The 13,003-nt window shown below is 41.6% G+C and carries 16 protein-coding genes; all 16 read left to right on the forward strand.

The window, feature by feature from the left end; translation table 11 throughout:
• Positions 1–9 precede the first annotated feature (9 nt).
• The 16 genes from srlA to pyrR all read left to right on the forward strand — a co-directional run bounded on the left by srlA (position 10) and on the right by pyrR (position 12,881).
• Positions 10–540, forward strand: coding sequence for a PTS glucitol/sorbitol transporter subunit IIC (gene srlA / locus MHB38_RS07835; RefSeq protein WP_003210918.1), 531 nt, complete (start codon positions 10–12; stop codon positions 538–540).
• Between the two features lie 13 nt (positions 541–553).
• Entirely contained in the window at positions 554–1,564 is a 1,011-nt protein-coding gene (gene srlE, locus MHB38_RS07840; protein ID WP_024720315.1) for a PTS glucitol/sorbitol transporter subunit IIB, read from the forward strand.
• Positions 1,565–1,590: 26 nt separating this feature from the next.
• A complete protein-coding gene (locus tag MHB38_RS07845; protein ID WP_007499733.1) occupies positions 1,591–1,947 on the forward strand; it encodes a PTS glucitol/sorbitol transporter subunit IIA in 357 nt (118 codons plus the stop codon).
• Positions 1,948–2,073: 126 nt separating this feature from the next.
• Complete coding sequence (locus tag MHB38_RS07850) at positions 2,074–2,850, forward strand: ABC transporter ATP-binding protein (RefSeq protein WP_019743283.1); 777 nt, start codon at positions 2,074–2,076, stop codon at positions 2,848–2,850.
• A gap of 79 nt (positions 2,851–2,929) precedes the next feature.
• On the forward strand, positions 2,930–3,166 hold the full coding sequence (locus tag MHB38_RS07855; protein ID WP_008344958.1) for a YlmC/YmxH family sporulation protein: 237 nt from the start codon (positions 2,930–2,932) through the stop codon (positions 3,164–3,166).
• Between the two features lie 212 nt (positions 3,167–3,378).
• Positions 3,379–4,242, forward strand: a complete 864-nt coding sequence (gene pgeF, locus MHB38_RS07860; protein ID WP_136944394.1) for a peptidoglycan editing factor PgeF — start codon at positions 3,379–3,381, stop codon at positions 4,240–4,242.
• Positions 4,243–4,248: 6 nt separating this feature from the next.
• Positions 4,249–4,938 carry a YggS family pyridoxal phosphate-dependent enzyme gene (locus tag MHB38_RS07865; protein WP_026050091.1) on the forward strand — a complete coding sequence of 230 codons (690 nt, stop codon included), beginning with the start codon at positions 4,249–4,251 and terminating at the stop codon, positions 4,936–4,938.
• 1 nt (position 4,939) lies between these two features.
• Positions 4,940–5,398 (forward strand): cell division protein SepF, encoded by a 459-nt coding sequence (sepF, locus tag MHB38_RS07870; RefSeq protein ID WP_017359354.1) that lies wholly within the window; start codon positions 4,940–4,942, stop codon positions 5,396–5,398.
• Positions 5,399–5,407: 9 nt separating this feature from the next.
• Complete coding sequence (locus MHB38_RS07875; RefSeq protein ID WP_373422526.1) at positions 5,408–5,686, forward strand: YggT family protein; 279 nt, start codon at positions 5,408–5,410, stop codon at positions 5,684–5,686.
• 54 nt (positions 5,687–5,740) lie between these two features.
• Positions 5,741–6,517: a YlmH family RNA-binding protein gene (locus tag MHB38_RS07880; protein WP_025207303.1), complete on the forward strand. Its 777-nt coding sequence runs from the start codon at positions 5,741–5,743 to the stop codon at positions 6,515–6,517.
• Positions 6,518–6,543: 26 nt separating this feature from the next.
• On the forward strand, positions 6,544–7,038 hold the full coding sequence (locus MHB38_RS07885) for a DivIVA domain-containing protein (protein WP_008344947.1): 495 nt from the start codon (positions 6,544–6,546) through the stop codon (positions 7,036–7,038).
• Positions 7,039–7,394: 356 nt separating this feature from the next.
• Complete coding sequence (ileS, locus tag MHB38_RS07890; RefSeq protein ID WP_008344945.1) at positions 7,395–10,160, forward strand: isoleucine--tRNA ligase; 2,766 nt, start codon at positions 7,395–7,397, stop codon at positions 10,158–10,160.
• Positions 10,161–10,320: 160 nt separating this feature from the next.
• Entirely contained in the window at positions 10,321–10,695 is a 375-nt protein-coding gene (locus MHB38_RS07895; protein ID WP_341003028.1) for a TraR/DksA family transcriptional regulator, read from the forward strand.
• Between the two features lie 94 nt (positions 10,696–10,789).
• A complete protein-coding gene (gene lspA / locus MHB38_RS07900) occupies positions 10,790–11,257 on the forward strand; it encodes a signal peptidase II (RefSeq protein WP_025207304.1) in 468 nt (155 codons plus the stop codon).
• Positions 11,254–12,168 (forward strand): RluA family pseudouridine synthase, encoded by a 915-nt coding sequence (locus MHB38_RS07905; protein ID WP_007499719.1) that lies wholly within the window; start codon positions 11,254–11,256, stop codon positions 12,166–12,168. Before lspA ends, MHB38_RS07905 begins: the two co-directional genes overlap by 4 nt.
• 170 nt (positions 12,169–12,338) lie before the next feature.
• Positions 12,339–12,881: a bifunctional pyr operon transcriptional regulator/uracil phosphoribosyltransferase PyrR gene (gene pyrR, locus MHB38_RS07910; RefSeq protein ID WP_007499718.1), complete on the forward strand. Its 543-nt coding sequence runs from the start codon at positions 12,339–12,341 to the stop codon at positions 12,879–12,881.
• Positions 12,882–13,003 lie beyond the last annotated feature (122 nt).

The raw sequence follows: 13,003 nt of genomic DNA on the forward strand, positions 1-13,003 counted from the left end.
AGATGAAACATGGAATGGATTCAATGGTTTGGAGAGCACTTTATCGGGATGTTTGAAGCCGGCGGAAAGCAATTCATGGGTCTTGTTACAGGTATCGTTCCAACGCTTGTTGTGTTACTTACTTTCACTTATGCTGTCATGAAGTTTATTGGAGAAGAGCGAGTGAATAGAGCGATTCAGTTTGCAGCGAAATATACCATTTTGCGCTATACGTTAATGCCGATCTTATCCGTTCTTATTTTGACAAACCCAATGGCTTATACGTTTGGCCGCTTCTTACCTGAAAAACAAAAACCAGCATTCTATGATTCAGCTGTTTCATTTGTTCATCCGGTAACATCACTGTTCCCGTATGCCAACGCAGGAGAACTGTTTGTCTACTTAGGAATTGCGAACGGGATTAAAGAAGCTGGATACTCTATGTCAGAGCTGGCTGTTCGTTACTTCTTAGTCGGGATCGTTGTCATTTTACTTCGCGGAATCATTACGGAATGGATCACAAAGTACTTAGCAGGAAAAATGAAAGCGAATTCACAATAGGGGAGGGTTAGACATGACAAACCACAAAGTATTTGTTGCAAAAGGTGCTGGCGGATGGGGAAAAGGATTAGAGCTTGAACCAACCGGTAAAAGAAGAAAGGTCGTTTCCATTACAGGAGGAGGCATTCACCCAGTTGCACGTAAAATTGCAGAAATGACAGGGACAGAAGCATGTGATGGCTTTAAAAATTCTATACCAGAAGATGAAATGATGTGTGTTGTCATTGACTGCGGAGGAACAGCGCGAATTGGGCTTTATCCAATGAAACGCATTCCTACTGTCGATGTGCTGGCATCCTCTCCTTCTGGACCGCTTGCAAAACACATTACAGAGGATATCTTCGTATCAGGTGTCACAGAAAAAGATATTTCCTTTGCGGAAGCATCTGATAGTGAAGGGAATGTAGAAGGTCAAGAAAGCAGCGGCCCAATTGACAAAGAGAATTTCAAAGAAACCTATTCAAAATTGAAAGAGGAAAATATCGAACGTCAAGAAAAAGGGAATTTCCTCATGAGATTCTCAAGAGGAATCGGAAAAGTAACCGGCACATTCTATCAAGCTGGTCGTGATTCTGTTGATATGCTCCTTAAAAACATTATTCCATTCATGGCCTTTGTCAGTATGTTAATTGGAATTATCAATTATACAAAAATCGGTGATCTGATTGCCCATTTCCTTTCACCTTTGGCAGGATCTTTATGGGGGCTCTTACTGCTCGTTGTTGTCTGTACCTTACCGTTCCTATCGCCTGTCTTAGGACCTGGGGCAGTCATCGCACAAGTCATCGGTGTACTGATTGGTAGTCAAATTGCACTAGGAAACATTCCGCCTCAATTTGCTCTTCCAGCACTGTTTGCGATCAACGGTCAAGTAGGGTGTGACTTTATCCCGGTTGGGCTATCACTTGGTGAAGCAAAGCCGGAAACGGTACAATATGGGGTACCAGCTGTTTTGTATAGCCGTCTCATTACAGGCGTTCTATCTGTTGTGATCGCATACGTTGCCAGCTTCGGTATGTATTAAACGTATTAAAGGAGGAATCGAGATACATGGTAACACAATCTGTCGTAAAAGAAATTGGGATCTTAGTCCCGCAGTTTAAAGAAGATAAGCTGATTGTTTTATTTGGACCAGCAGCGCCGCAGGAATTAAGAGATATGTCTGTCATTCATGAGTTTGAACACTTAGAAGAAGAGCCGCTGAAATTAGGCGGAACGATTCAAGTGGGCGACCAAACGTATACCATTACTGCTTTAGGCAATAAAGCAAATGACAACTTTAAGGAACTCGGCCATATTTCGATCTACTTCCAAGAGCCGTTTGATGATGTATTACCGGGAGCTGTCTTTGCATCCCCGCATACGTTTCCTGATATTAAAGAAGGCGTACGAATTGAAATTTCGTAACCATGGAAAAAGCTGTTCCTTATAGGGAGCAGCTTTTTTGCGTTAGGTTTACTGATTGAAACATTTGCGATATGCTGTAGACGTTATTATTTGTATATTCAGAATTTTTATTCAGGAGGAAAAGATGTGTCGCTTGACTTGAAGGATGTTTCTTTAAAACGAAATGGAAAATGGCTGCTTCGTTCTATTGACTGGCAGGTGAAAAACCAGGAACACTGGGTGCTTTATGGTTTAAATGGTGCTGGGAAAACGGCTTTATTAAATATGCTTTGCTCATATTATTTTCCAACGTCAGGTGAGATGACGGTGTTAGGCCATGTGTTTGGCAAGGAAGCGCTTGGTGAAAAACTAAGGAAGAAAATTGGTCTCATCTCTGCTGGTCTTGAAAAGAAGCTGCACAGAGATGACAATGCATTTGAAATTGTTTTGAGCGGGGCATTTGCTTCCATCGGACTTTATGAAACACCGACAGATGAGATAAGAGAGAAGGCGATTGATTTATTAAAAACATTTGGCTCATTTCAATATGCCAATCGCACGTATGAAACCCTGTCGCAAGGGGAGAAACAAAAAGTGCTCATCGCAAGAGCTTTAATGAATGATCCGAAGCTTCTAATCTTAGATGAACCTGTGACGGGTCTTGATTTTTTAGCAAGAGAACAAGTGCTGGAGACGATCTCATTGATTGCATCAAAACCAGATGCGCCCACATTGCTCTATACGACCCACCATGCAGAAGAGATTCTCCCGATTTTTCAGCACACTTTATTATTAAAAGAAGGTACTGTTTTTCATAAAGGGGAGACAAAGCAGATGATGACAAGTGACTTGCTTTCTTCCTTTTTTGAATGTCCAGTCGAAGTCATGTGGCAAAACGGCCGTCCTCACTTAAGTAAATTGTAGATAAGAGAAACTATTGGTCTGCTTCCCTGCTTTTCCATCATACATATTATAGTAGAAAACGAAAGGCGGGGAAGGACAGATGATCAGTATTTCTGAATTCCAAATCAAAGATGTCGTCGATGTGTCCAGCGGAAAAAAATTAGGTACTATTGGAGACATTGATATCAATGTCACGAGCGGTAAAATACAAGCGATTATCATTGGCGGTACAGGTAAAATGATGGGATTTTTCGGAAAAGAAGAGGAAATGATTGTCCCGTGGCGAAATATAGTAAAAATTGGCGAAGATGTGATACTTGTCCGTTTGTCTTCTTAATTTGTGTAAATTCCTCAACTAATAGATCAAATTTTCCTTAAAACAAGCTCTCCATTCTCAGCAATCAATGTCTTTTTCGGGTAAAAAGATTACGTTTTCATATCAATTTGAAAAAAAACCTGTAGAAAGGGCACATTTGAGTGTAATATTTAATGAATCCCACTAACTGTCTTAGCAGGTCTTGTGGTAAAATAGGAGCGATATAAAGAGAGATGAATGAAAGGTGGGAGGCAGCTTTGATAGACAAATATGACCCCTTTCAGCAGAAATCACCTTATGCAATGCTGATCCATGATTGGACGAACATGACATGTTCTGGAAAAGAGATATTGGCCGGTTTTACGACAAAAAATGGCGGCTTTAGTCTTTCTCCATATCAATCAATGAACACTGGACTCCATGTAGGAGATGATGCTTCTAGTGTCCAAATGAATCGTCAAGTCATTGCAGATGCTACTGCTGTGCCGCTCTCAAATTGGGTGTTTGCTGACCAAACACACGAGGATCGCATCATGAAAGTCACAAAGGAACAAAAGGGAAGAGGAAGTCTTCAGTATGATGAGGCGCTCTCTAGAACAGATGGTTTATACACCTCTGAACCAAACATCATGCTCGCTCTTTGTTTCGCTGACTGTGTTCCGCTTTATTTTCTAGCGCCGCAATCTGGGCTGATTGGAACGGCTCATGCCGGCTGGAAAGGAACCGTCAAACAAATTGGCGCCAACATGGTTCATGCATGGGTTCGCCAAGAAGGCGCTGATGCCGATCATATACAAGTCGTCATTGGACCATCCATTGGCAGCTGCTGCTACATAGTAGATGATGTTGTCATAGATCAAGTGAAACAGCTTCCTTTTTCAACAGAGGATGTGTATTCCGAGATGTCACAAGGACAATACAAAATTGACTTAAAAACACTAAACAAAAACGTATTACTTCATGCAGGATTAAAAGAAGAAAACATACATGTCAGTTCGATGTGCACAAGTTGCAATGAGCAGCATTTCTTCTCACATCGGCGTGATCAAGGGAAAACAGGACGTATGATGTCTTTTGTCGGGTTTAAGGAGGCATAACTGCAATTGAATGTACGAGAGAATCTCAGACAAATAAATGAACAAATCAACGAAGCATGTAAAAGAGCAGGTAGACATCCAGACGATGTATCGGTTGTCGCTGTCACAAAATATGTCTCGATTGAACGAGCATTAGAAGCAAAGGATGCCGGAATTTTGCACTTTGGTGAAAATCGTGACCAAGGGTTACTTGAAAAACAGGCAGCTATAACCGATGAAAACATTAGCTGGCACTTCATCGGCAGTTTACAGACGCGAAAAGTGAAATCTGTCATTCAGACCATTGACTACTTACATTCGCTAGACAGAATGTCCCTTGCGAATGAAATTGAAAAAAGAGCGGATCACACGGTTCGCTGTTTTGTACAGGTGAACACATCACTTGAGGAGTCAAAACACGGCTTACAAAGCGAAGACGTGATTCCATTTGTCAAACAGCTCGCTGATTTCAAACATATTGAAATTGCTGGACTCATGACGATGGCTCCATTTACAGATGATCATACTGTGATACGAAACTGTTTTAAAACATTAAAAAGCCTTCAACAAGAGGTAAAACAACTGAACCAAGTAAATGCACCTTGTCAGCATTTATCGATGGGCATGTCAAACGATTTTGAAATCGCAATTGAAGAAGGTGCGACATTTGTTCGGATTGGCTCTTCACTTGTTGGAAATGAAACAGGAGGTGCGTGACATGAGCATAAAAAATAAGTTTAAAAGCTTCTTCACACTCGATGATGAAGAGTATGAGTACGAATATATTGATGAAGAAAGAGAACCAGCACAAGAAGAAAAAAACACAAAAGATAAAGCGGCATTTCAAGAGCGTCCTCAGGCAGGAAAACAAAATGTCGTCAGCTTGCAAAGCGTGCAAAAATCCTCTAAAGTGGTGTTAAGTGAGCCACGTGTTTATGCAGAGGCTCAAGAGATTGCAGATCATATTAAAAATCGGCGTGCAGTCGTCGTCAATTTGCAGCGCATTCAGCACGATCAAGCAAAGCGAATCATCGACTTCTTAAGCGGAACGGTTTATGCAATCGGTGGAGACATTCAGCGTATTGGCTCGAATATATTCCTCTGCACTCCTGATAATGTGGATGTATCTGGCACAATATCAGAGCTATTGACAGAGGAAGAACCTCAGAGGTGGTAAATCATAGTTATTCTAAATTTCATTTTTAATATTTTGGGTACGGTATTAACGATTTACTCATTCGCGATCATTATTTACATCTTTATGTCATGGGTGCCATCTGCAAGAGAAACATCGATTGGCCGCTTCTTGACAAACATTTGCGAACCGTATTTAGAACCATTCCGTAAAATTATTCCGCCAATTGGCATGATTGACATCTCGCCGATTGTGGCATTGCTTGTGATTCGTTTCGCATCATCGTATGGACTAACTGGTCTTTATAATATGATTGTACGATTCATGTAAACAGGCTGCCGGGCTTGGCATCTGCCAGGCTCTTTTACATAAAAGGGGAACAAAATGAGCGATATTTATCAACATTTTAGAAAAGACGAACAGCCATTTGTCGACCAAGTATTAGGCTGGAAAAACATCGCACTCGATCAATATCGAATGAAATTAACAGACTTTCTTGATCCGCGTGAGCAGTTCATTACCCAGTCCGTGATTCAGCATTCTGATGAACTGGGTCTCATGTTTTTTGGCGGGTATGAGGAAGCAGAGCGAAAAAGGGCTTTGATCTATCCTGATTATTTAGCACCGTCTATACAGGATTTCGAGCTGACTTATTTTCAGGTGAACTATGCGAAAAAGTTTATTTCTATAGAACACCCCAACCTTCTCGGTTCGCTCATTGGGACAGGCCTGAAGCGTCAAAAATTCGGTGATTTGTTGTTTTCAGAGGACAATGTGCAATTTATTTGTACAAGCGATGTTGCCGATTTTGTTCGGGCTCAGCTGACGCATGTCGGCAGAGCATCTGTTTCATTAGAGGAAATTAGCAAGGCAGATCTTCAGCCAGTCATCAGCAAAACCGATATCAAAGAAGATACGATTTCTTCACTGCGGCTTGACGCTGTATGTGCTGCTGTCAGCCGTCAGTCTCGGCAAAAAGCACAACTTTTGGTCAAAAATGGTCTTGTCAAAGTAAACTGGAAAGTCACTGAAGACCCTTCCTTTACAATTGGTGAAGGTGATCAGCTCTCTGTCAGGGGATTTGGCCGCTTTAGCTTAAAAACAATTGATGGGAAGACGAAAAAAGATAAATTTAAAGTAACATTTGAGCTTCTGACATAACGAATTTGAATCTGGAGGTGGCAAGATTGCCATTAACACCTAATGATATTCATAATAAAACGTTCACAAAAAGTTTTCGCGGCTATGACGAAGATGAAGTAAATGAGTTTTTAAGCCAAGTACGTAAAGATTACGAGATCGTACTTCGCAAAAAGAATGAGCTTGAAGACAAAGTCAACGAGCTTGATGAAAGACTAGGCCATTTTGCAACAATTGAAGAAACATTAAACAAATCCATTCTTGTGGCGCAAGAAGCAGCAGAAGACGTGAAGCGTCATTCTGATAAAGAAGCGAAATTGATCATTCGTGAAGCTGAGAAAAATGCAGACCGTATTATCAACGAAGCGTTATCAAAATCAAGAAAGATTGCAATGGAAATCGAAGAGCTCAAGAAACAGTCGAAAGTCTTTAGAACTCGTTTCCAAATGCTCATCGAAGCTCAGCTTGATCTTCTAAAAAATGATGATTGGGATCATTTGCTGGAATATGAAGTTGACGCTGTCTTTGACGAAAAAGAATAAGCGCATCACCTTGACATGACGTGCTCATGTTGCATATAATACCATCATAAATTAACAAGAGATAAACGTTTGAAAGGGACACTCGCAGCGGTTACATGCGTAATAAAGCGAATCAGGGACGGTGGAAGCCTGACATTACGAAACGCTGCAATGAGATCACCCCTTTAGTTCCTTTTCTGAAATGAATGAGTAAGTAAAGGCGTCTGATCACGTTACGATTTTAGAGTGGATAAGCGGCAATTTCAAAGCGCTTGTCTAAAAGGGTGGTACCGCGAGACAAGCCTTCTCGTCCCTTATGGGATGAGAGGGCTTTTTTTATTGTTTTTTAATACGAATTTGCATGTGGAGGAATAGGTATGAACTACAAAGACACCTTATTAATGCCAAAAACAGAATTCCCGATGAGAGGGAACTTGCCGAACAAAGAGCCTGAAATCCAAGAGGAGTGGGCAGAAAAAGACATCTATCAAATGGTTTTAGAGCGGACAAAAGGACGCCCGACCTTTATTTTGCATGATGGACCTCCATATGCGAATGGTGACATTCATATGGGGCACGCACTCAATAAAATCCTCAAAGATTTTATTGTCCGTTTTAAATCAATGAATGGATTCCATGCACCGTACGTACCGGGCTGGGATACACATGGCTTACCGATTGAAACAGCCCTTACGAAAAATAAAAAAGTCAAACGCAAAGAAATGTCGACAGCAGAATTCCGTAAACTATGTGAGGAGTATGCTTGGAAACAAATCGAAGGTCAGCGCAATCAGTTTAAGCGTTTGGGCGTAAGAGCAGACTGGGACAATCCATATGTGACATTAAAGCCTGAATACGAAGCGCAGCAAATTCTTGTCTTTGGTGAAATGGCGAAAAGAGGCTATATTTACAAAGGTCTTAAGCCTGTTAACTGGTCTCCATCAAGTGAATCAGCACTTGCTGAAGCAGAAATTGAATACAAGGACAAACGTTCACCATCGATTTACGTATCATTTAAAGTGAAAGATGGCAAAGGCGTACTTGAAAACGGCGAGCAGTTCATCATCTGGACAACAACACCTTGGACACTTCCTGCAAACCTTGGCATTTGTGTACATCCAAACCTAGAGTACAGTGTGCTTCAAGTGGGTGCTGAGCGATATGTCATCGCATCTGAACTAGTTGAACAAGTGGCAAAAACACTTGGCTTTGAAGAGTACGAAGTTGTGAAAACGTTAAAAGGTAAAGAATTAGATAAGGTCGTTGCAGCACATCCAATTTACGATAGAGATTCTCTTGTGATGCTTGGCGATCACGTCACAACAGATGCAGGAACAGGCTGTGTTCACACAGCGCCAGGTCACGGGGAAGATGACTTTATCGTAAGTATGAAGTACGGTCTTGATGTGTTATGTCCAGTAGATGAAAAAGGTGTGATGACAGAAGAAGCACCTGGTTTTGAAGGACTATTCTACGAGGATGCCAATAAAGCCATCACAGAACAGCTTGAAGCAAAAGGCGCATTGAAAAAACTCGACTTTATCACGCACTCCTATCCGCATGACTGGAGAACGAAAAAACCAACAATTTATCGTGCAACTGCTCAGTGGTTTGCTTCCATTAAAGATTTCAGAGAAGCGCTATTAGATAATATTAAAGAAACGAAATGGGTTCCAGCTTGGGGCGAAACGCGCCTGTTCAATATGGTGCGTGACAGAGGTGACTGGTGCATTTCAAGACAGCGTGTATGGGGCGTTCCAATCCCAGTCTTCTATGCTGAAAATGGTGAGCCAATCATCACAGATGAAACGATTCAGCACGTCTCTCAATTATTTAGAGAACATGGCTCGAATATTTGGTTTGAAAAAGAAGCAAAAGAATTATTGCCTGAAGGCTTTACACATCCAGGCAGCCCGAATGGTGAATTTACAAAAGAGCAAGATATCATGGATGTATGGTTTGATTCTGGTTCTTCTCACCAAGCGGTATTAGAAGAACGAGATGACCTTGTTCGTCCGGCAGACCTTTACCTTGAAGGTTCTGATCAATATCGCGGCTGGTTTAACTCATCTTTATCTACAGCAGTTGCTGTCACTGGAAAAGCGCCATATAAAGGTGTTCTCAGCCATGGCTTTACGCTTGATAAAGAAGGACGCAAGATGAGTAAATCATTAGGCAATACGATTGATCCGACGAAAGTGGCGAAGCAGCTTGGTGCGGAGATTCTTAGACTTTGGGTATCTTCTGTCAACTATCAAGCCGATCATCCAGTGTCTGACGACATTTTAAAACAAGTCGCAGAAGTTTATCGTAAAATCCGTAACACGTTCCGCTTCTTGCATGGTAACCTGTTTGACTTTGATCCAGCAGTCAATGCAGTACCAGTCGAAGAGCTTCGCGAAGTGGATCAATATATCTTAATCAAATTAAACAAATTGATTGATAAAGTGAAAAAAGCTTATGATGATTACGAATTTGCGGTTGTCTATCATGCCATCCACAACTTCTGTACGATTGAGCTTAGCTCTTTCTATCTCGATTTTGCAAAAGATGTGGTATACATTGAGCATGCGGATCATCCAGACCGCCGCAGCATGCAAACGGTCTTCTATGAAACATTAATGGCGTTAGTGAAGCTGACAGCACCAATTCTTCCGCATACAGCAGATGAACTATGGAGCCACTTAAGCTTTGTTGAAGAGCCAAGTGTTCAGTTAACAGATATGCCAGAAGGTGTGGCTGTTCCTCAAGCAGAAGCGACAGAAGTGAAGTTTGACCGCTTTATGGAAGTACGTGACGATGTGCTAAAAGCGCTGGAAATTGCGCGTAATGAGAAAGTCATCGGACGTTCACTTGAAGCAAGTGTGACCCTTTATGCAACAGAGGAAGTGAAAAACCTTCTTGCATCCATTAAAGAAGATGTGAAGCAGCTGTTTATCATTTCTGAGTTAACAGTAGAAGATGAGAAGCATGCAGACGCATCAGCGCCTGAATACACATCAGGACGTATTGTTGTTCAAAAAGCAGAAGGAGAACTGTGCGAACGCTCCCGCATTATTTCAAAAGATGTTGGCGCAAATCCAAAATACCCAACATTGTCTCTCAAAAATGCTGAAATCGTGGAGAAATATTACCAGAATTAACAGCGTGATATCACCAACTAGCGCCCCGCATATAGCGGGGCGTTTTTGATATAGAGAAAATGACAGCGTTTAGAGCGAAAGGAAAAATCTTATGGCTTTAAAGTGAACAGGCGGGGCAACAATATGATTATCACGACAGGGCAGGAGTTGAAACAGCGACATGAATGGCGATCTAGAGACGATTTACATGGAACTCCTTCAAATGAGAGAAGAACTGCAATCGAAACTGTTTGAATATGCATCATTGCGTTCACCCGCTGAACATGTCACGTTTGATCAAGCAAAAACGACCACGCTTCTTTATCACATCAAAGAAGAACTGCAAGATGTTTCGCTCGCGATTGCAAAAATTGAACAAGGAACTTATGGCATATGTGAGGCGACAGGGCATACAATGCCTATTGAACAAATGAGTATTCTTCCGACGGCTCGTACGACTGACGACTTTTTATATCATAAGCAATATGAGAAAAAAGCATTCACCCATTATCCTTATGAATCAAACGATTCTCATTTTGAAGCCTTCCACATGTAGGGAGGTTTTTGTCTGTCAACTAAAGTTTCTTTACTCCTTCCTGTTTTCTTGATAAAATGCTTAAAGACCAAAGTATGAAGATGGAGGAACGTGTGTGTTCTATTACATAATCGCATTCGTGATAATTTGTTTAGATCAATTTACAAAATGGCTCATTGTCAAACATATGATGCTCGGTGATTCTATTCCTGTGATTGATGGCTTCTTTTACATCACATCCCACCGAAATTCAGGAGCCGCATGGGGGATTCTCCAAGGACAAATGTGGTTTTTCTATGTGATCACACTCGTTGTTATTGCAGGAATTGTTTATTATTTGCAAAAACATGGACAAAAGGACAAGCTACTTGGCGTAGCGCTTGCCTTAATGCTTGGCGGAGCGATTGGAAACTTTATTGACCGTATTTTCCGTCAAGAAGTGGTTGATTTTGCTCATTTCGTATTTGGGGATTATCATTATCCAATCTTTAATATCGCAGATTCCTCTCTATGTGTGGGGGTCATTCTGCTCTTTATTCAAATGCTGTTAGATGGAAAGAAAAATAAGGAGTCAACTACATGAATCAAGTAAACATTGCCGTTTCAGAAGAACAAACGAGTGAACGGCTTGATAAATTTTTAAGCACAACTGAACCAGAATGGTCAAGAACCCAAGTCCAGCAGTGGGTGAAAGATGGGCTCATCGAAGTAAATGGAAAACAAGTGAAGGCCAATTATAAAGTACAAGCTGGAGATCAAATCAAAGTAGAGATTCCAGATCCAGAAGCACTAGATGTAGAAGCGGAATCAATGGATCTTGATATTTATTATGAGGATGAAGATGTACTAGTGGTCAATAAACCAAGAGGAATGGTCGTTCATCCAGCACCAGGACATGTGACAGGTACTCTTGTCAATGGCCTCATGGCTCATTGCAATGATTTGTCAGGCATTAATGGTGTGATGAGACCAGGAATTGTTCACCGGATTGATAAAGATACGTCAGGGCTTTTAATGGTCGCAAAAAATGATATGGCGCATGAATCACTCGTCAATCAGCTGGTGGCGAAAACGGTCACTAGAAAATACACAGCCGTTGTTCATGGTATCATTCAGCATGATACTGGAACGATTGATGCACCAATTGGTCGAGACAAAAAAGATCGCCAAAGCATGACGGTCACAAAAGAAAATGCAAAGCAGGCAGTCACTCATTTTGATGTGATGGAGCGCTTTAAAGACTTTACCGTTGTAGAATGCCGCCTTGAAACGGGAAGAACCCACCAAATTCGTGTTCATATGAAATACATTGGCTATCCGCTTGCAGGAGATCCAAAATATGGCCCGAGAAAAACCGTTGATTTCAATGGACAACTGCTGCATGCAGGCGTGTTAGGATTTGATCACCCTAGAACAGGAGAATATATGGAGTTTACAGCTCCAATTCCAGCTGATATGCGGGGCTTTATAGATTCATTAAGAAATAACGATTGACAGGCCGTTCTTTTTTTGAAATAATAAACGAAGAAATTGAGATTCTTTAAAACAGTCCAGAGAGGCTGAGAAGGATAACGGATCAATTTGTGCACGAGTATGCACAAATGAGCGCCCCTCTCTGCCCTTTGCAGAAGGGGCTTTTTATTTGTCAAAAAGAGGTGTAAAAGATGGAACAAAAAGCAGTCATTCTTGATGAACAAGCGATAAGACGAGCGCTTACCCGTATTGCACATGAAATGATTGAGCGCAACAAAGGGATGAAGGATGTCATCCTAGCCGGGATCAAGACAAGAGGCATTCATCTTGCAAAGCGCCTTGCAGAGCGCATCGAGCAAATTGAAGGAAACCCAGTGACTGTGGGTGAACTTGATATTACGCTATACCGTGATGACCTGACAAAAAAGACAGAGAACCAAGACCCGCTTGTCAAGGGTGCAGACATCCCAGCTGACATTAATGACAAAACACTGATTGTCGTAGATGATGTTTTGTTCACAGGTAGAACCGTCAGAGCGGCTATGGATGCGCTTGTGGATGTAGGAAGACCATCTTCCATTCAGCTAGCTGTTCTAGTCGACCGGGGACACCGGGAGCTGCCGATTCGAGCGGATTATATCGGGAAAAACATCCCGACATCAAAAGCAGAGACAGTCATGGTTCAGCTCAATGAAGTAGATCAAAACGACCTTGTCGCTATATATGAAAAATAACCTTTTTAAATGCATTCCAGAGAGTTTGCAAAGAGGGCATTAACAAGAGACACCGAGCACACGGCTAAAGTGACGTGTACGGTTTTTCTAGGCCTCTTTGCGCATACTCGCAAAGAGGCTTT

The organism is Bacillus sp. FSL K6-3176 (genome assembly GCF_038003325.1).
Classification (GTDB): Bacteria; Bacillota; Bacilli; order Bacillales; family Bacillaceae; genus Bacillus; species Bacillus altitudinis.

Coding starts and splice junctions, on each gene's coding strand:
- srlA (WP_003210918.1), top strand. CDS start 10: ATGGAATGGATTCAATGGTTTGGAGAGCACTTTATCGGGATGTTTGAA.
- srlE (WP_024720315.1), top strand. CDS start 554: ATGACAAACCACAAAGTATTTGTTGCAAAAGGTGCTGGCGGATGGGGA.
- MHB38_RS07845 (WP_007499733.1), top strand. CDS start 1,591: ATGGTAACACAATCTGTCGTAAAAGAAATTGGGATCTTAGTCCCGCAG.
- MHB38_RS07855 (WP_008344958.1), top strand. CDS start 2,930: ATGATCAGTATTTCTGAATTCCAAATCAAAGATGTCGTCGATGTGTCC.
- pgeF (WP_136944394.1), top strand. CDS start 3,379: ATGAATGAAAGGTGGGAGGCAGCTTTGATAGACAAATATGACCCCTTT.
- sepF (WP_017359354.1), top strand. CDS start 4,940: ATGAGCATAAAAAATAAGTTTAAAAGCTTCTTCACACTCGATGATGAA.
- MHB38_RS07880 (WP_025207303.1), top strand. CDS start 5,741: ATGAGCGATATTTATCAACATTTTAGAAAAGACGAACAGCCATTTGTC.
- ileS (WP_008344945.1), top strand. CDS start 7,395: ATGAACTACAAAGACACCTTATTAATGCCAAAAACAGAATTCCCGATG.
- MHB38_RS07895 (WP_341003028.1), top strand. CDS start 10,321: ATGAATGGCGATCTAGAGACGATTTACATGGAACTCCTTCAAATGAGA.
- MHB38_RS07905 (WP_007499719.1), top strand. CDS start 11,254: ATGAATCAAGTAAACATTGCCGTTTCAGAAGAACAAACGAGTGAACGG.
- pyrR (WP_007499718.1), top strand. CDS start 12,339: ATGGAACAAAAAGCAGTCATTCTTGATGAACAAGCGATAAGACGAGCG.